Below are 16,501 nucleotides of genomic sequence, written 5' to 3' on the forward strand. Positions count from 1 at the left end.
GACTGGGGAGAACCGAGACTTTGATGCACACCGACCTCGTGGCCGCGCTCGACATCGGCGGCACCAAGATCGCCGGCGCCCTGGTGGACGGCGACGGCGCGATCGTGGCCCGCGCACAGCGGCCGACCCCCGCGCGTGAGGACGGCGAGACCGTGATGGGCGCCGTCGAGGCGGTGCTCGGAGAGCTGACCGCGTCGCCGCTGTGGGACCGCGTCCACAGCGTCGGGATCGGCAGCGCGGGCCCCGTGGACGCCTCCGCGGGCACCGTCAGCCCGGTCAACGTGCCCGGCTGGCGCGGCTTCCCGCTCGTCCCGCGCGTGCGCGCGGTCACCGGTGAGCTGCCCGTCGAGCTGATCGGCGACGGGGTCGCCATCACCGCCGCCGAGCACTGGCAGGGCGCTGCGCGCGGGCACGACAACGCGCTCTGCATGGTCGTCTCCACCGGCGTCGGCGGGGGCCTCGTCCTGGGCGGCCGACTCCACCCGGGGCCCACCGGGAACGCCGGTCACATCGGGCACATCTCCGTCGACCTCGACGGCGACCCGTGCCCCTGCGGCGGGCGCGGCTGCGTCGAGCGCATCGCCAGCGGCCCCAACATCGCCCGCCGCGCCCTCGACAACGGCTGGCGCCCCGGGCCCGACGGCGACGCCACGGCCGCCGCGGTCGCCGCCGCCGCGCGCGCGGGCGACCCGGCCGCCCTCGCGTCCTTCGACCGCGCCGCCCAGGCCCTCGCGGCGGGCATCGCGGCGACCGCGACGCTGGTCGAGATCGACATCGTCGTGATCGGCGGGGGCGTGGGCAAGGCCGGGGACATCCTCTTCGGGCCGCTGCGCCGCCATCTCGCCGACTACGCCACGCTGTCCTTCGTCCAGGGGCTGACGATCGTGCCGGCTCAGATGGGGACGGACGCGGGGTTGGTGGGGGCGGCTGCGGCGGCGCTCGTAGGGCGGGAGGGGGCTGCGGCGGCGGGGGTGTAGCTGCGGGGTGCCGTGCGTGCGGGAGGGGGGCCGGTTTCGGGTACGCGCGTGGAGGTGCGGGGCGATGCGCCACGCGCGGGGGTGCCGGTATCGGGACGGCCCCACGCGCGGGGACGCGTGTTGCGAGTTGCGGGCCCGCGCGCGGGAGGCGTGGTTCGGGTACGGGGCGATGCGCCACGCGTGCGTGCCTGTTCGGGGCGTGTTCCCCGTCCGTGTGCCCTGTCCTCGCCAACCCCGTGCGTGACCTCTCACCCGGCGGGGGCGTTGGAGTGGGCATGAAGAAGCGCAGCATGCTTGCCATCGCCTCCCTGGCCACCGGGTTCGTCGTCGCCGCGATCACGCCGTCGCACGGGGCGGACCACGACAAACTCGGGGGGCTCGACGTGGGGGACACGCTCAGCCAGCTCGACCACACGGTGGCCGACGACAGCCTGGCCGTCGACGACAACGCGCTCGGGCAGGGCGGTTGACGAAAGCCGTACGCGAGCGCGAGGCGCCGGCCCCTGAGGGGTCGGCGCCTCGGTGCTTTTCCCGGTCCTCAACGGGAACTGGTTTCCGTGGCAGGGTGGAGCGGGCAAGCCTCAGGGGGCCAACGGAAGAGGGGGGAACCGTGACCGTCGTCTGGATCAACGGCGCGTTCGGTGCGGGAAAGACGACCACCGCACGGGAACTGAACGATCTGATCCCGAACAGCACGCTCTTCGACCCGGAGTTCGTCGGCGGCACGCTCCCGCACCTGCTTCCGGCCAAACACCTGGCTGAGGTGAGCGACTTCCAGGACCTGCCGATCTGGCGCAGGCTCGTCATCGACACGGCTGCGGCCGTGCTCGCCGAGGTCGGCGGCACCCTGCTCGTCCCCATGACGCTGCTGCGCCAGGAGTACCGCGACGAGATCTTCGGCGGCCTCGCCGCCCGCCGCATACCGGTACGTCATGTGCTCCTCGCCCCGGCTGAAACGATCCTGCGTGAACGGATAGCGGGCCGACCCGCCCCGCCGGACCTGCCGGACGGCGAGATGCGGGTAGGGCAGTGGGCGTACGACCACATAGAGCCGTACCGCGCGGCGCTCGCCACCTGGCTGACGGCCGACGCCCACCTCATCGACACCGGCGCCCTCACGCCGTACGAGACGGCCCTGAGGATCGCGGAGGCGGTCGGGACGGGCGCCGTCCCCGTGTGCGACATCGTCCAGACGCCCGAGCCGACGGCGGAGACGCTCGCCTCGGGGGTGCTGCTCTTCGACGAGGACGACCGTGTCCTGCTCGTCGACCCGACCTACAAGGCCGGCTGGGAGTTCCCCGGAGGCGTCGTCGAACCCGGCGAGGCGCCCGCGCGCGCGGGCATGCGCGAGGTCGAGGAGGAGACCGGGATACGTCTGACGGACGTGCCCGAACTGCTGGTCGTCGACTGGGAGCCGCCGCAGCGTCCCCGGTACGGCGGGCTGCGCTTCCTCTTCGACGGCGGTCGCCTCGCCCCCGACGCCGTGGCGAACCTGTCGCTGCCCGGCCCCGAACTGCGCGCCTGGCGCTTCGTCACCGAACGCGAGGCCGCCGACCTCCTGCCTCCCGCCCGCTACGAACGCCTGTGCTGGGCCCTGCGGGCCCGGGAGCGCGGCGCGGCGATCTACCTTGAGTCGGGCGTCCCCGTGCCCGGAGACGGCCACTGAGCGGCTTCGTCCGCCGGGAACGCGGTGGTGGCGTCCTGACCCAGCCGTGACTCGAACGCGTCCATCACCGCGCCGACAGCGGCGTGCCGCCGGACCAGTTCGGCCGCGCCGTCCGGCATGCCTTCCGGCCGGGTCCCCTTCGCGTACGCGCGCAGGCGGGCCAGGCGGTCGGCGCGGCCGTGGAACTCGGTGACCAGCCAACGGGCCAGGTACGCGCGCGTGTAGGCGTCGTCGTACGACAGATGGGCGGCGCGGAAGGCGCGTTCCGCCGGGGTGAGGGCGAACTCGGGGGAGAGCGCCAGGCCGTGGTCGGTGAGGTAGAGGCGCCGGCCGTCCGTGAGGATGTTGCGGAAGTGGGCGTCGAAGTGGACGAGGCCCGTCGTTCTCAAGAAGGCCGTCAGGGTCGTCAGCTGACGGCCCACCAGAGCGCACGCCGCGTCCGCGTCGGGCCCGTGCACGCGGGCGCGCAGCCAGTCGTGCAGGGTGGACGGGACGTGCTCCAGGAACAGCGTCAGGCTCGCCGGTGCCGTACGCAGGGCCTCGATGCGCGCGCGGACGGCCGGGCCCCAGTAAGCCACGGCCTTCTCGACGTCGGGGGCGTCCGTCGGGGCGGTGGTGGGCAGTACGCGTGCGTGGTGCAGCAGCGGGAAGCCCGGGAAGCGGCCCGAGACGGCCCACCGGGTGGTCGTCTCGTACACCGCCAGCTCCCGCCAGGCGCCGAACCCGGGGCTGGGGACGGCGCCGATGCCGTAGTGGCAGGCGGGCGGGAGGCCGAACACGTTCGCCGTGGTGCGGCGGCGGTCGGTGTCCGTGAGCGGCATGCGCTTCACGAACACCTGATGTCCGGCGACCCGCACGCGCGCGGTGGTGCCGCCCACGCCCGTGCTGTGCGGGTCGGCCGTGTCGAGGAGCGCGGTCAGCTCCATGTCGTCCAGGCGGGCCAGGGCGGCGGACACCGCGCTGTGAGCGGCTGTCCGCGCCTGACCGCGCAACGGACTCAGCTCGCCGCGTAGTTGAGCAGGAACAGGGCCTCCGCCACCGACAGCCGCTCCAGCTCCTGCGGCGACACGCTCTCGTTCACCGCGTGGATCTGCGCCTCCGGCTCACTGAGGCCGATGAGGAGGATCTCCGCGCGCGGGTAGAGCGCGGCGAGGGTGTTGCACAGCGGAATGGAGCCGCCCTGGCCGGCGTACTGCATCTCCTCGCCGGGGTAGGCGACCGCCATGGCCTCGGCCATCGCCGCGTACGCCGGGCTGGTCGTGTCGGCGCTGAACGGCTGGCCCTGGCCGACCTGTTCGATCTCCACGCGCGCGTGCCACGGCGTGTGCGCCTCCAGGTGCGCGCGCAGCAGCTTCGTCGCCTCGGCGGCGTCCGTGCCCGGCGGGACGCGCAGGCTCACCAGCGCGCGGGCGTGCGCCTGCACGGACGGGGTGGCGCCGACGACCGGCGGGGAGTCGATGCCGAGGACGGTGACGGCGGGGCGCGCCCAGATGCGGTCGGCGACCGTCCCCGTGCCGATCAGGCCGACGCCGTCGAGGACCTTGGCGTCCTGCCGGAACTGCCCCTCGTCGTACTGGAGGCCCTCCCAGCGGGCGTCGGACGTCAGCCCGTCGACGGTCGTCGAACCGTCGTCCGCGCGCAGCGAGTCGAGGACCCGGATCAGCGCGGCGAGCGCGTCCGGGGCGGCGCCGCCGAACTGCCCGGAGTGCAGGTTGCCGCCGAGGGTGCTGACGCTCACCCGGAGCATCGTCATCCCGCGCAGAGTGGTCGTGACGGTGGGCAGGCCGACGCGGAAGTTGCCCGCGTCGCCGATGACGATCGTGTCGGCGGCCAGCAGCTCGGGGTGGGCCTCGGCGTACCGCTCCAGGCCGCCCGTGCCCTGCTCCTCGGAGCCCTCGACGATGATCTTGACGTGCACCGGGACGCCGCCGTTCGCCCGCAGGGCGCGCAGCGCGAGGAGGTGCATGATCAGGCCGCCCTTGCAGTCGGCCGCCCCGCGCGCGTACCAGCGCCCGTCGCGCTCGGTCAGCTCGAAGGGCGGGCTCGCCCAGGCGGCCTCGTCCAGCGGCGGCTGCACGTCGTAGTGGGCGTACAGCAGGACCGTGCGCGCGCCCTCGGGGCCCGGCAGGTAGCCGTACACGGACTGGGTGCCGTCCGGGGTGTCCAGCACGGCGACGTCCTGGAAGCCCTCCGCGGCGAGCGTGTCGGTGATCCAGCGCGCGGCGGCCTCGCTCTCGGAGCGCGGGAACTGGTCGAAGTCGGCCACCGACCGGAAGGCCACCAGTTCGGCCAGCTCCGCCTTCGCCCTGGGCATCAGGGAAGCGACGGTCTCGGCGACCGATTTCGACGACATGGGCACGCTCCTCGTGGGTGCGACGTTGTATGAGGTGAGCACGCGTCCGTACGGGTTCGTACGGCGGGGATCTCGCAGCCGAGCGTACGCGTTCGGGCCTGTGGGGCCTCACCGGAGGACCTCGGCGATCTCCGCCGTAGGATGCGGGTGGACAGGTGCGACAGGCGGCCGGATCGGGAGCAGCAGACCATCGTGAGCAGCGAGAACTCTTCGGCGGACGACGTGCGTGAGACCGAGGACGCGCGTCAGGTGTGGGACGTCGTCGTGGTGGGTGCGGGCCCCGCGGGTGCCTCGGCCGCCTACGCGGCGGCGGTCACGGGGCGGCGTGTGCTGCTGTTGGAGAAGGCCGAGCTGCCCCGCTACAAGACGTGCGGCGGCGGCATCATCGGCCCTTCGCGCGACTGTCTGCCGCCCGGTTTCGAACTGCCCTTCAAGGACCGGGTGCACGCGGTCACGTTCTCCAACAACGGCCGCTTCACGCGTACGCGCAAGTCCCGGCAGATGCTGTTCGGGCTGATCAACCGCCCCGAGTTCGACCAGCAGCTGGTGGAGCACGCCCTGAAGGCGGGCGCCGAGCTGCGGACGGGTGTGACGGTGACGCGGGTCGAGCAGCACGGCTCGGCGGTCCCGGACCGGCGCAGCGTCGCCGTCGTCCTCCAGGGCGGTGAGACGCTGCTGGCGCGCGCGGTGGTCGGCGCCGACGGCAGCGCCAGCCGCATAGGGGCGCACGTGGGCGTGAAGCTCGACCAGGTGGACCTCGGCCTGGAGGCGGAGATCCCGGTGCCCGAGACGGTCGCCGAGGACTGGAAGGGCCGCGTCCTCATCGACTGGGGCCCGATGCCCGGGAGTTACGGCTGGGTGTTCCCCAAGGGCGACACCCTGACGGTCGGCGTGATCTCCGCGCGCGGGGAGGGCGCGGCGACCAAGCGGTACCTGGAGGACTTCATCGGGCGGCTCGGGCTCGCCGGGTTCGAACCGAGCATCTCCTCCGGCCATCTGACGCGCTGCCGCGCGGACGACTCGCCCCTCTCGCGCGGGCGCGTGCTGGTCTGCGGCGACGCGGCCGGTCTGCTGGAGCCGTGGACCCGTGAGGGCATCTCCTTCGCGCTGCGCTCCGGACGGCTCGCGGGGGAGTGGGCGGTGCGCATCTCGGAGGCGCACGACGCGGTCGACACGCGCCGTCAGGCCCTGAACTACGCGTTCGCCGTCAAGGCGGGCCTCGGGGTCGAGATGAGCGTCGGCAAGCGCATGCTGGCCGCCTTCGAGCGCCGTCCGGGCCTGTTCCACGCCGCCCTCACCGGCTTCAGGCCCGCCTGGCGCGCGTTCGCCGAGATCACTCGCGGCAAGACGACCCTGGGCGAACTGGTCCGTACGCATCCGCTCGCGCAGCGCGTGCTGATCGGGGTGGAGCCGAGGCCCAAGGTGCCGGACGAGGCCGAGGTCAGTTCTTGACGGTGATCTGGAAGACGGGGTGGTCGCCCGCGGCGGCGGCGATCTCCTCGTCCGACGACTTCGCCGTGACCCCCTGGAAGTACTGGTTGACCTCCCAGCCCCATTTCTCCAGGTAGGTCCGCAGGATCGCGGTCTTCTCGGTGTCGGGCACCTCCACGGCCGTGAACTCCCGGACCTTGCGGCCGACGCGCAGGTCGCCGCCGCCCGCCGCGCGCATGTTGCGCACCCACTGGGAGTGGCCCCGCGCGGAGACGAGGTACTGCGCGCCCTCGTAGATGTGCGGGTTCACCGGGATGCGCTGCATCTGCCCGCTCTTGCGGCCCTTCACGGACAGTTCGGCGGTGCCGGCGAGGCTGAAACCGTGCCGGGCGAGCCAGCCGATGACGCCGTTGAGGCGGACGTTCAGGGGGCTGCCCTTGAGGTAGTACGGCTGCGGCATGGTGACTCCCGAGTTTCGGAGAGCAGTGCTCTCGTTTCCTGGGTCCGAGTCTGCACGAGGCGTTCCCTCAATGCAAGAGCAGTGCTCTCTCTTTTGTTCGCCGTTCTCCAATGTGTGCACCGCTCCGTTTTGGTGGAAGACTTGCCCGCATGAGCCGTAACGTCTCGCCAGGGGCCCGAGCCCGCGCCCGGATCGAAGTGACCGCCGCCATCAAGGAGGAGGCCCGCAGACAGCTTGCCGCGGCGGGCGCCGCCCAGCTCTCCCTGCGGGCCGTCGCTCGTGAGCTCGGCATGGTCTCCTCGGCCCTCTACCGCTACTTCCCGAGCCGCGACGACCTCCTAACGGCCCTCATCATCGATGCGTATGACAGCCTCGGGGAGTCCGCCGAGAAGGCCCACGCCGAGATCGCCCAGGGCGACGCCGTACGGCGCTGGGTCGCCGTCTGCGAGGCCGTCCGCGCGTGGGCGCTCGCCCGGCCCCAGGAGTACGCGCTCATCTACGGCTCGCCCGTCCCCGGCTACCAGGCGCCCGACTCCACCGTCCCCGCCGCCGCGCGCGTGGGCTTCCTCCTCATCGCCATCACCCGCGACGCCCACAGGGTCGGCGCCCTCGCCGAACCGCCCCTCACGCCCGCTCTGCGCCCCGAGGCCGAGCGCATCGCCGCCGACCTCGCCCCCGACCTGCCGCCGGGCGTCGCCGCCGCTCTCGTCGCCGCCTGGGCCCAGCTCTACGGCCTCGTCGGGTTCGAGCTCTTCGGCCAGTTCCACCGCGTCGTCGAGGACCGCGACCCGTTCTTCCACGAGGCGGCGACGCGCCTCGCGCACGGGGTGGGGTTCCTGGGGAAGAAGCCGGCCTAGGGCCTGCGTGGAGTTGTGATCGAGGCTGGGCTCCGAGGTGTCGGATCCGGAGAAGGCCAGCTTTGTCGTAGCGGACGGCGAGACCGCGCCAGTGGGAGGAGAGACCGTGCAGTCAGCAAGTCCTTTTGAACGGGCGCATGCCACAGCACTCCGCCCGCCGACCGGTCTCGCGCCGCCGGCTCCGATGCGCTGTCATGTGACCGAACCGGCAGCCGCTCCCGTTCTCAGATCGGGGCCCCATCGGTCGATCGCCGACCGGAGGTCCAGCGGGAGCGGTTTCTGGTTCTCCTCCGAGATCGGCCAGTCGGCGCGTGGGGCACGCCACAGCACCTCGAACTCGTTGCCGTCCGGGTCCACGCCATGCAGGGACTTGGCCACCAGGAAGTCGGTGCTCCCGGTGAGGGCCTGGCGCGCCTGAGCAGCTCCGCCGTCTCGGCGAGTTCACTGAGTGTGCCGACCTCCCAGGCGAGATGGTGCAGTCCGACGCGGTCGCGCTGCGGGCCCGGTGCGTCGGGTCCGAGCGCGAAGAGGCCGAGGTCGTGGTCGTTGTCGCTGCCCGGGGCCCTGAGGAAGGCGGCCCTGCCGGGCATCTCGTGCTCGACGGCGAAGCCGAACACCTGGCTGTAGAAGGCGACGGAACATTCGATATCACGGACGAACAGGACAGCGTGGTTGAGCCGGCGTACGGACATCGGGCCCCATCCCTCTTGGTGCTGCCGCATGCCCAATCGATCTTACCCAGCTGAGGAAGATGTACCGATCGGAATGATCGAACTGCTGGGCTGGTCGACGCCGAGCGCGGTGGCCGCGTCCGTCACCGTGAGGGACTCGCCCCGGTCGGCGGCCGACTCGACCGCGTCGAGCAGTTCGAGCACCGCGTCCGGCAGCCGCTCGCGGTGCTGGCCGTCGACGTGGAGGCGGACCTTGCCGGCCGCTGACGCCCCGCCCCGTACTCCCGGGGAAGTACGGGCGACCGCTCCGCCCGGCGGACGTGCCGTACCCCGTGATCCGTCTAGCGTGGCCGGTATGGAGGAACGGCGGACAGTGGGACGGTGGCCTGACGGGCCGGCGTGGGCGCGCATGGCGGAGAACACCCGGCGCCGGCCCTGGCGGTCGACCGCCGTCGTCACCGCGTTCGTGCTCATCGGCTCGACCTACGCGGCTCACGGCCAGGAAGGCAGCCGACAGCCCCTCGACGTCTACGCGCGCCTGCTGCTCGTCGCCGCCTCCGGACTCCTCCTGTGGCGCCACCGCCGACCGGTGGCCGTCGTGTGGGGTACGGCGGGGGCGGCGGCCCTGTACCTCGGCGCGGGGTATCCGTACGGGCCGGTGTTCGTGACCGTCGCCCTCGCCTGCTTCTCCGCCGTCGTCGCCGGCCACCGCAAGGCCGCGTGGGCCGCCGTCGGGATGCTGTGGGCCGTCCACCTGGTGGTCACCCAGTGGCTGTACCGGTGGCTGCCCCCGTCCGGCGACGGATCCGCGCCCCTGGGACAGGAGTTCGCCGTCGCAGCCTGGGCCGTGGTGATCGTGGTCGTCTCGGAACTGGCCTCCACCCGGCGCGAGCAGTGGGCGCGGGAGCGCGCCGAACGTGCCCAGGCCGCCCGGCGCCGCGCCGACGAGGAACGCCTGCGCATCGCCCGCGAGCTGCACGACGTCCTCGCGCACAGCCTCTCCGTCATCAACGTCCAGGCGGGCGTCGGCCTCGCCCTCCTCGACACCGACCCCGGGCAGGCGCGCGCCGCTCTCACCACCATCAAATCCGCCAGCAAGGAAGCCCTCGGCGAGGTCCGCCAGGTCCTGGACACCCTCCGCACCCCCGGAGACGCCCCGCGCACCCCGGCGCCCGGCCTCGACCGGCTCCCGGAACTCGTCGAACAGGCCGCCCACGCGGGCCTGACCGTCCAGGTCGACGGCACCCCGCCCCGCCTCTCCCCGGGCACCGACCTCGCCGCCTTCCGCATCGTCCAGGAAGCCCTCACCAACGTCGTCCGCCACTCCGGCTCCCGCCACGCACGCGTACGCCTCGACAAGACGGGCGGCGCCCTGCGGCTCGTTGTCGACGACGACGGCCCGGCGACCGGAGCGGACGCGGGCGGCAGCGGCAACGGACTCGCCGGGATGCGGGAGCGGGCGGCGGCGCTCGGGGGGACGATCGAGGCGGGGGCGCGGGAGGACGGGGGGTTCCGGGTGGTGGCGGTGCTGCCGGTACGCGGTACGGCGCCCTCCGGGGCGCTTCCCGAGAGGGCGTCCTCGGTGCCGCCGGCCTCGGACGCCTCTGCTGCGAAGGAGGGCGACCAGTGATCCGCGTACTCCTCGCCGACGACCAGTCCCTCGTCCGCGCCGGGTTCCGTGCCCTGCTCGACGCGCAGGCCGACATCGAGGTGGTCGGTGAGGCGGCGGACGGCGAGGAAGCCGTACGGGCCGTGCGGGAGGCGGCGCCGGACGTCGTCCTCATGGACATCCGGATGCCCGTGCTGGACGGGCTCGCCGCGACCCGCCGGATCACCGGGGACGCTGCGCTCCAGGGCGTGAAGGTGGTCGTCCTCACCACCTTCGAACTCGACGAGTACGTCTTCGAGGCGATCCGCTCCGGCGCCTCGGGGTTCCTCGTGAAGGACACCGAACCGGACGAACTCCTGCGCGCCGTACGGGCGGTGGTCGCCGGGGACGCGCTGCTCTCACCCGGCGTGACCCGGCGGCTGATCGCCGAGTTCGCGGCGCGCTCGAAGGAGCCGTCGAGCGTCGACGCGCTCGCGCCGCTCACCGAGCGGGAGCGGGAGGTGATGGCGCTGGTCGGGATCGGGCTGTCCAACGAGGAGATCGCGCGCAGGCTGGTCGTCAGCCCACTCACCGCGAAGACGCATGTCAGCCGGACGATGGTGAAGCTGGGGGTGCGGGATCGGGCGCAGCTGGTCGTGCTGGCCTATGAGTCGGGGTTGGTGCGGCCCGGGTGGCTGGGGTGATCCGAGGGGGCGGCTTGGTCCGCGGGGTCGGACCGGTTCGCGGTGAAGGTCATCAGCACGCTGATCACCCGTGCGAGGAACACCACCGGCGCGAGCACGATGCCCGCCTTGAGCAGCAGGCTCTCCGCCGGACCCGGCAGGTCGAAGAGCAGCGCCGGACCGGCCACCGCTCCGAACACGACCGCCGCCGCGAACCCCGCGCTGAACAGCGCGTACCCGATCTCCACCGTGATCGCGTCCCGATCGGCCTGCGTACGGCGTCCCCTGTGCCCCGTCATGCCGACGAGTCTCGCACAGGGGATGCCGCCCCGTCAGATCGCCGACCGCTCCGTCCACAGCGTGGCCAGCGTTCCGTCCCCGTGGACCTCGGGGAACGGGCACCGGTTCCACAGGGCGAGGTACAACGTGCGGGCGGGACCGGCGAGTTCGCAGTCGGCGTCCGCCGCGTCCGCGCGTACCGTCACCGGCGGGCCGGGGGACAGTCGTACGGTCCACACCGCGTCGTCCGCGTCCGTCGCGCGTACGCGCAGCAGGCGGGGTTCCTCCGTGCGCACGCGGCTGCGCTCGCGCGCGTGGAAGCCGCGCAGGAGTTCGTCGATGCCGTCCACGGCGAAGTCGGTGGCGACCGGGGCGGGTTCGGCGCCGGTCGCGGACTCGGCGTCGTACCGGTGCACGGCCGTCTCATGGGCCTGGCGGCGGGCCCAGAAGGCGAGCGGGGAGGGGGTGGGCAGGAAGGCGAAGCAGGCGGTGTCGGGCGGCGCGGCGGTGAGCGTGTCGACGAGCAGGCGGTGCCCCTCGCGGAACCAGTCCAGCAGGCCGGGGCCGTCGAGGCGCGGCACCGGAGCCAAGGGCCGCCGCTCGGCGATCCCCTCGGTGACGTAAGCGCGCGCCCAGCGGTGCACGACCCCTGTGTGCTCCACCAACTCCCGCACCCGCCACTCCGGGCAGGTGGGGACGGCACTGTCGACTCCGGCGGCTTCGGCGGCAGCGGCCAGGGCGCGGCCCTCACGGTCGAGGACGCGGATGAACTCACTCGTCTCCATGGGGACGAGTGTGGCGGGCTGGAGGGGGGTGCGGCATGCGATGGGGGTGGCCGGGGGGCCTGCGTGGGTGGTCGGGGGCTGTTTGGCTCTGGCGGGCGGGGGGGTGGTCCGTGCGGACTGTTGTGAGGCGCGCGGCTTGGGTGGGCGAGGGGTGCTCGGTTCGGACGGTCGGGGCCTGCTCGGCCCTGGCGGGCGAGTGGTGGTCTGCGTGGGCGGTCGTGAGCTGTGCGGCGCGGGCAGGCGAGGGGTGCTCGGTTCGGACGGTTGTGAGGTGCTCGGTGCAGGTGGGCGTTTGGTGGTCTGCGCGGGGGGTTGGGGGGTGTACGGCTCGGGCGGGTGCGTGGCACTTCGGTCGGATGGGTGCGGGGTGTTCCGTGCGGGTGGTTGCGGACCGCGTGGCTTGGGCGCGTGCGTGGCGTTCCGTGCAGGCGGTTGCGGATCGCTCGGCTCGGGCGGGTGTGTCGTGTTCCGCGCGGGCGGCCCTGCGCTGCTCCGCTCAGGCGGGCGCGACCTCCGTGGGGCGCTCGGCTCAGGTCGTCGTACGGCGCTCCGCGCCCGCCCCGATCAATGCGGCCAGTCCCGCCAGGACCGCGACGCTCGTGAGGGCGGTCGGCAGGGAGAGCCAGTCGGCCATGAAGCCGATCGCCGGTGGGCCCAGCAGCATGCCGCCGTAGCCGAGGGTGGAGGCGACGGCTACGCCGTGCGGTCCGGCCAGTGCGCCTGCGCGTTCGACGGCGACCGGGAAGAGGTTCGCGAGGCCGAGGCCCGCGACGGCGAAGCCGATCAGCGCTGCCCAGAACGCGGGGGCCAGTGCGCCCAGCAGCATCCCGGCCGCCGCGAGGGTGCCGCCGGCGACGACCGTGCGGCTGCGTCCGAGCCGCTCCAGCAGTGTCGTCCCGGAGAGGCGGCCGACCGTCATGGCCAGCGCGAAGCACGAGTATCCGACGGCGGCGGCTCCGGCGGACGCGTTCAGGTCTTCGCGCAGGTGCAGTGCGCCCCAGTCGGCGAGGGCGCCCTCGCCGTAGGCCGTGCAGCAGGCGATCAGGCCGAAGACGATCACGAGTCGTCGGGTGCGGGGGCCGCCGGCGGGCTTGTCGTCGTCCCTGTGCGCGCGGACCGGTCGTACGGCTCTGTCGTGATCCCCCGCGTGCGCGCGTGCCGGTGGCAGACGCAGGAGCGTGCGGCCCGCGACGGCGGTGACCACGAGGCCGACGACGCCCAGGAGCAGCAGGTGCCAGGCGGGGGAGAGGCTGCCCGCGACCAGTGCGCCGAGGCCCGCCCCCAGCATGCCGCCGAGGCTGAACGCGGCGTGGAAGCTGGGCATGATCGGCCGGCGCAGGACGGTGACGAGGTCCACGGCGGCACTGTTGAAGGCGACGTTGATCCCGCCGTACGCCACGCCGAACAGCAGCAGGACGGCGCCCAGGGTCGGGACGGAGTGGGCGTGCGGGGGGAGGGTGATCGACAGGGAGAGAAGGACCGCGCAGATCACGGTGATCAGGTGGCTGCCGTGGCGCTGGCAGAGGCGGCCCGTGAAGAGCATCGTCACGACGGCCCCGGCGGACACGCAGAGCAGGGCCAGGCCGAGGGAGGAGGCGGAGGCGCCGGTCTGCTCCTTGATGTCGGGGATGCGGACGACCCACCCGGCGAATATGAAGCCGTCCACGGCGAAGAACACGGTCAGGACGACCCGCAGAAGACCGAGGTCGCTGCTCGGCGCGACGCTGCGCGAGCGGAGTTTGTTTATCAGCGGCACAAACTCAGGCTAGGGAGCTGGGGAGGAGGGGGCAAGGGTGTTGCCGGTCACTCTGCGCGGGGGCGTGCGTGTTGTGGGCGTGCAGGTCGGGGCGGTGGTGAGGGAGGGCGGTGATGGTGTGGATCGAGGAAGGCGGGGCGTTGGCGACTGAGGGCAGGGCGTGTACGCCGGTGCCGACCGGGCCCTCGCCGGGGCGAGGTTGAGCTGGCTGGCCGATCAGCGGAGGGGGCACCGACCGTGGCTTCGAGGCGGGTTCGGCGTGAGGTGTCGACGGTGGTGGTGAGTGGGGGCCGCCCTGGTCGTGGCGCTGGGGAAGGTGGGAACCGGCGGCTCGGTCACGGCGACGCGGGGGGTGGCCGGGATTGCCGTATCGGACGGTGGGGGAAACGCGATCCGGACGCTCCCGAGAGGCAATACCCGGCAGCACCAGGGAAGTTCACCGTGCCGCGTGCCGATCCGCTGACCGGCCTGGCTGCGCCGGACTTCCCGCTCGGCCGCCTGCCGCTAGCCGCCGAATGCCGGGGGGGCCGAACGACTCGGCCCAGCAGCGCGACGCACGTGGGGCGTCAGCGGTGAGCATCCCCCGACCCCCGACGTGTGCCGGGCCGGCATCGGTTCCCGTGGCTCCGCCGCCTCCCCCGGTCGCAGGATTCCCGCCCTCGTCCTCAGCCCAACACCCCTGCCCCGACCGCAGGTTGGCCGGTGTCGGCACTCGCGGATCGTGTCGGCGTGGCCGACTCCTGCCCTACCTCGGCCCAAAGCGTCTCTGATTGACTTAGTGATCCCTGGTGTTGCTCAGGGATGTAAGCCGATTGTCTTCGTGCCCTGGTGCCGGACGGCGGAACCGTCAGCCCTCGTGGCACGTCCCTCCGGACGCTGATCGGTGAGGTCTCACGACCTCGCCGAGGAGGGTGCCCGACGTCGCCTGGGCGCCGGGCGTGCGAGTGACACTCTGCCACAGGATCGCTACGATCCGCTAATCCAACTGATAAGCCCGCCATGCCGCCCCACTTGGTGTTTTAAAGTGGTTCTCGCTTTTGTGAACCGGTTGAATCGGCATGTGGGAGGACGCGCGCATCATGGCGACGGAAACGTTTGAGTTCCAGGTAGAGGCCCGTCAGCTTCTCCAGTTGATGATCCACTCGGTCTACTCGAACAAGGACGTGTTTCTCAGGGAGCTCGTCTCGAACGCCTCCGACGCGCTCGACAAGCTGCGTCTCGACAAGCTGAGGGACGACAGCCTCGACGCGGACACGACCGACCTGCACATCAGGATCGAGCTGGACAAGGACGCGCGGACGCTCACCGTCCGCGACAACGGCATCGGCATGTCGTACGACGAGGTCGGCAAGCTGATCGGCACCATCGCGAACTCCGGAACCGCCGCGTTCCTCAAGGAGTTGAAGGAGCAGGACGGCGAAGAGGACGAAGTCGAGGGCCTGATCGGCCAGTTCGGCATCGGCTTCTACTCCGGTTTCATGGTCGCCGACGAGATGACGCTGCTGACCCGCCGGGCCGGCGAGAGCGCGGGCACGCGCTGGTCGTCGCGCGGTGAGGGGACGTACACGCTGGAGAGCGTCGACGACGCCCCGCAGGGCACGGCCGTCACGCTGCACCTCAAAGAGGCCGACCCCGACAACCAGTTGCACGACTACACGGCGGCCTGGACGGTCAAGCAGATCGTCAAGAAGTACTCGGACTTCATCACCTGGCCGATCCGCCTCGACGCCGAGGAGGAGCCGCTCAACTCGATGAAGGCCCTGTGGGCGCGTTCGCGCGACGAGGTCACCGACGACGAGTACCACGAGCTGTACAAGCACGTCAGCCACGACTGGCGCGCGCCCCTGGAGACCATCCGCCTCCAGGCCGAAGGCACCTTCGAGTACCAGGCGTTGCTGTTCCTGCCGGAGCACGCCCCGCACGACCTGTTCACCCGCGACTACCGCCGCGGCCTCCAGCTCTACGTCAAGCGCGTCCTGATCATGGACGACTGCGAGGCGCTGCTCCCGCCGTACCTGCGGTTCGTCAAGGGCGTCGTCGACGCGGCCGACCTCTCGCTGAACGTCTCGCGCGAGATCCTCCAGCAGGACCGCCACATCCTGATGATCCAGCGCCGGCTCGCGAAGAAGCTCCTCTCCTCGGTGAAGGAGATGCGGGCGAACGCGGCCGACAAGTACGCCACGTTCTGGCGGGAGTTCGGGGCGGTCCTCAAGGAAGGGCTGCTCAGCGACACCGACAACAAGGACGCGCTGCTCGGGGTTTGCTCCTTCGAGAGCACCAACGCCTCCGCCGAATCGGGTGAGTTGACGACGCTTCAGGAGTACGTGGAGCGGATGAAGGACGGTCAGGAGGACATCTACTACCTGACCGGCGAGTCCCGCGAGAGCATCGAGAACTCCCCGCAGATGGAGGCGTTTTCGGCGCGCGGCATCGAAGTCCTGCTGCTCACCGACGCAGTTGACGAAGTGTGGGTCGACGCCGTCCCCGAGTTCGAGGGCAAGCAACTGCGGTCCGTCGCCAAGGGCGAGATCGACCTCGACGCGAAGGACGACGAACAGGCCGGTGAGGAACGGGAGAAGCAGACCGAGGAGTACGCCGGGCTGCTCGACTGGATGAAGGAGCGGCTCGCCGAGGAGGTCAAGGACGTACGGCTCTCCGCCCGCCTCACCGTCTCCCCGGCCTGTGTCGTCTCCGACACGGACGACATCACGCCCGCGCTCCAGAACATGTACCGGGCCATGGGCCAGGAGATCCCCGCCGCCAAGCGGATCCTCGAACTCAACGCCGGGCACGCGCTCGTGCAGGGCCTGAACCGGGCCTACCAGGAGGAGGCGCGGCGCGAAGGGCTCGTGGAGACCGCCGAGTTGCTGTACGGGCTGGCGGTCCTCGCCGAGGGCGGGCGGCCGAAGGAGCCCGGCAAGTTCGTACGGGTGGTGGCGGAGCGGCTGGAGAAGTCGCTCTGACCCGCTGACGTACCCGGCCGTGCCCCCCCCCC

General features: G+C 72.2%; 15 protein-coding genes and 1 pseudogene. 8 read left to right on the forward strand and 8 right to left on the reverse strand.

The genetic code is table 11. The features are described from left to right. Positions 1 to 23 precede the first annotated feature (23 nt). From J8M50_RS42545 to J8M50_RS42555, 3 genes are all read left to right on the forward strand, one after another. On the forward strand, positions 24 to 977 hold the full coding sequence (locus J8M50_RS42545) for an ROK family protein (protein WP_223786425.1): 954 nt from the start codon (positions 24 to 26) through the stop codon (positions 975 to 977). Between the two features lie 275 nt (positions 978 to 1,252). Next, positions 1,253 to 1,447, forward strand: coding sequence for a hypothetical protein (locus J8M50_RS42550; RefSeq protein ID WP_010352981.1), 195 nt, complete (start codon positions 1,253 to 1,255; stop codon positions 1,445 to 1,447). Positions 1,448 to 1,587: 140 nt separating this feature from the next. Then, positions 1,588 to 2,643, forward strand: coding sequence for an NUDIX hydrolase (locus tag J8M50_RS42555; protein ID WP_010352980.1), 1,056 nt, complete (start codon positions 1,588 to 1,590; stop codon positions 2,641 to 2,643). On the opposite strand, the gene J8M50_RS42560 is transcribed toward J8M50_RS42555, so the two are convergent. Both J8M50_RS42560 and J8M50_RS42565 read right to left on the reverse strand, forming a co-directional pair. Beyond that, positions 2,601 to 3,599, reverse strand: coding sequence for a protein kinase family protein (locus J8M50_RS42560; RefSeq protein ID WP_010352979.1), 999 nt, complete (start codon positions 3,597 to 3,599; stop codon positions 2,601 to 2,603). The two genes, J8M50_RS42555 and J8M50_RS42560, sit on opposite strands and share 43 nt — an antisense overlap. A 41-nt stretch (positions 3,600 to 3,640) precedes the next feature. Then, a complete protein-coding gene (locus J8M50_RS42565) occupies positions 3,641 to 4,996 on the reverse strand; it encodes a dipeptidase (protein WP_010352978.1) in 1,356 nt (451 codons plus the stop codon). 192 nt (positions 4,997 to 5,188) lie between these two features. Between J8M50_RS42565 and J8M50_RS42570 the strand changes: the two genes are divergently transcribed. Then, the gene (locus tag J8M50_RS42570; protein ID WP_029183748.1) at positions 5,189 to 6,448 is read left to right on the forward strand and encodes a geranylgeranyl reductase family protein; all 1,260 of its coding nucleotides are present in this window, start codon (positions 5,189 to 5,191) and stop codon (positions 6,446 to 6,448) included. Here the strand turns inward: J8M50_RS42570 and J8M50_RS42575 are convergent. Continuing rightward, a complete protein-coding gene (locus J8M50_RS42575) occupies positions 6,438 to 6,887 on the reverse strand; it encodes a nitroreductase family deazaflavin-dependent oxidoreductase (protein ID WP_010352976.1) in 450 nt (149 codons plus the stop codon). The genes J8M50_RS42570 and J8M50_RS42575 overlap by 11 nt on opposite strands. A gap of 149 nt (positions 6,888 to 7,036) precedes the next feature. Between J8M50_RS42575 and J8M50_RS42580 the strand changes: the two genes are divergently transcribed. Then, positions 7,037 to 7,744 carry a TetR/AcrR family transcriptional regulator gene (locus J8M50_RS42580; RefSeq protein ID WP_040836076.1) on the forward strand — a complete coding sequence of 236 codons (708 nt, stop codon included), beginning with the start codon at positions 7,037 to 7,039 and terminating at the stop codon, positions 7,742 to 7,744. Between the two features lie 192 nt (positions 7,745 to 7,936). On the opposite strand, the pseudogene J8M50_RS42585 reads toward J8M50_RS42580, so the two are convergent. Both J8M50_RS42585 and J8M50_RS42590 read right to left on the reverse strand, forming a co-directional pair. Continuing rightward, positions 7,937 to 8,436: pseudogene (locus J8M50_RS42585) on the reverse strand (VOC family protein). Positions 8,437 to 8,478: 42 nt separating this feature from the next. Further along, entirely contained in the window at positions 8,479 to 8,826 is a 348-nt protein-coding gene (locus tag J8M50_RS42590) for a hypothetical protein (protein WP_143576489.1), read from the reverse strand. Here J8M50_RS42590 and J8M50_RS42595 point away from each other — a divergent pair. Together J8M50_RS42595 and J8M50_RS42600 are read left to right on the forward strand one after the other, a co-directional pair. Continuing rightward, a complete protein-coding gene (locus J8M50_RS42595) occupies positions 8,825 to 10,045 on the forward strand; it encodes a sensor histidine kinase (RefSeq protein ID WP_010352973.1) in 1,221 nt (406 codons plus the stop codon). The genes J8M50_RS42590 and J8M50_RS42595 overlap by 2 nt on opposite strands. Next, complete coding sequence (locus tag J8M50_RS42600; protein WP_010352972.1) at positions 10,042 to 10,707, forward strand: response regulator transcription factor; 666 nt, start codon at positions 10,042 to 10,044, stop codon at positions 10,705 to 10,707. The genes J8M50_RS42595 and J8M50_RS42600 overlap by 4 nt, the downstream gene beginning before the upstream one ends. Here the strand turns inward: J8M50_RS42600 and J8M50_RS42605 are convergent. The 3 genes from J8M50_RS42605 to J8M50_RS42615 form a co-directional block, all read right to left on the reverse strand. Beyond that, a complete protein-coding gene (locus J8M50_RS42605) occupies positions 10,668 to 10,985 on the reverse strand; it encodes a DUF6332 family protein (RefSeq protein WP_010352971.1) in 318 nt (105 codons plus the stop codon). The two genes, J8M50_RS42600 and J8M50_RS42605, sit on opposite strands and share 40 nt — an antisense overlap. A 33-nt stretch (positions 10,986 to 11,018) precedes the next feature. Next, on the reverse strand, positions 11,019 to 11,750 hold the full coding sequence (locus J8M50_RS42610) for a maleylpyruvate isomerase family mycothiol-dependent enzyme (RefSeq protein ID WP_010352970.1): 732 nt from the start codon (positions 11,748 to 11,750) through the stop codon (positions 11,019 to 11,021). Positions 11,751 to 12,279: 529 nt separating this feature from the next. After that, the gene (locus J8M50_RS42615) at positions 12,280 to 13,506 is read right to left on the reverse strand and encodes an MFS transporter (protein ID WP_010352969.1); all 1,227 of its coding nucleotides are present in this window, start codon (positions 13,504 to 13,506) and stop codon (positions 12,280 to 12,282) included. 1,079 nt (positions 13,507 to 14,585) lie between these two features. Between J8M50_RS42615 and htpG the strand changes: the two genes are divergently transcribed. Then, entirely contained in the window at positions 14,586 to 16,469 is a 1,884-nt protein-coding gene (htpG, locus tag J8M50_RS42620) for a molecular chaperone HtpG (protein WP_010352968.1), read from the forward strand. Positions 16,470 to 16,501 lie beyond the last annotated feature (32 nt).

Source organism: Streptomyces acidiscabies (assembly GCF_020010905.1).
Taxonomy (GTDB): domain Bacteria; phylum Actinomycetota; class Actinomycetes; order Streptomycetales; family Streptomycetaceae; genus Streptomyces; species Streptomyces acidiscabies.

What these genes read in the sequence shown, in the direction of transcription:
- J8M50_RS42590 (WP_143576489.1), bottom strand. Translation starts at nt 8,826, where the DNA reads ATGCGCGCCCACGCCGGCCCGTCAGGCCACCGTCCCACTGTCCGCCGT.
- J8M50_RS42580 (WP_040836076.1), top strand. Translation starts at nt 7,037, where the DNA reads ATGAGCCGTAACGTCTCGCCAGGGGCCCGAGCCCGCGCCCGGATCGAA.
- J8M50_RS42545 (WP_223786425.1), top strand. Translation starts at nt 24, where the DNA reads ATGCACACCGACCTCGTGGCCGCGCTCGACATCGGCGGCACCAAGATC.
- J8M50_RS42575 (WP_010352976.1), bottom strand. Translation starts at nt 6,887, where the DNA reads ATGCCGCAGCCGTACTACCTCAAGGGCAGCCCCCTGAACGTCCGCCTC.
- J8M50_RS42610 (WP_010352970.1), bottom strand. Translation starts at nt 11,750, where the DNA reads ATGGAGACGAGTGAGTTCATCCGCGTCCTCGACCGTGAGGGCCGCGCC.
- J8M50_RS42595 (WP_010352973.1), top strand. Translation starts at nt 8,825, where the DNA reads ATGGCGGAGAACACCCGGCGCCGGCCCTGGCGGTCGACCGCCGTCGTC.
- htpG (WP_010352968.1), top strand. Translation starts at nt 14,586, where the DNA reads ATGGCGACGGAAACGTTTGAGTTCCAGGTAGAGGCCCGTCAGCTTCTC.
- J8M50_RS42550 (WP_010352981.1), top strand. Translation starts at nt 1,253, where the DNA reads ATGAAGAAGCGCAGCATGCTTGCCATCGCCTCCCTGGCCACCGGGTTC.
- J8M50_RS42605 (WP_010352971.1), bottom strand. Translation starts at nt 10,985, where the DNA reads ATGACGGGGCACAGGGGACGCCGTACGCAGGCCGATCGGGACGCGATC.
- J8M50_RS42565 (WP_010352978.1), bottom strand. Translation starts at nt 4,996, where the DNA reads ATGTCGTCGAAATCGGTCGCCGAGACCGTCGCTTCCCTGATGCCCAGG.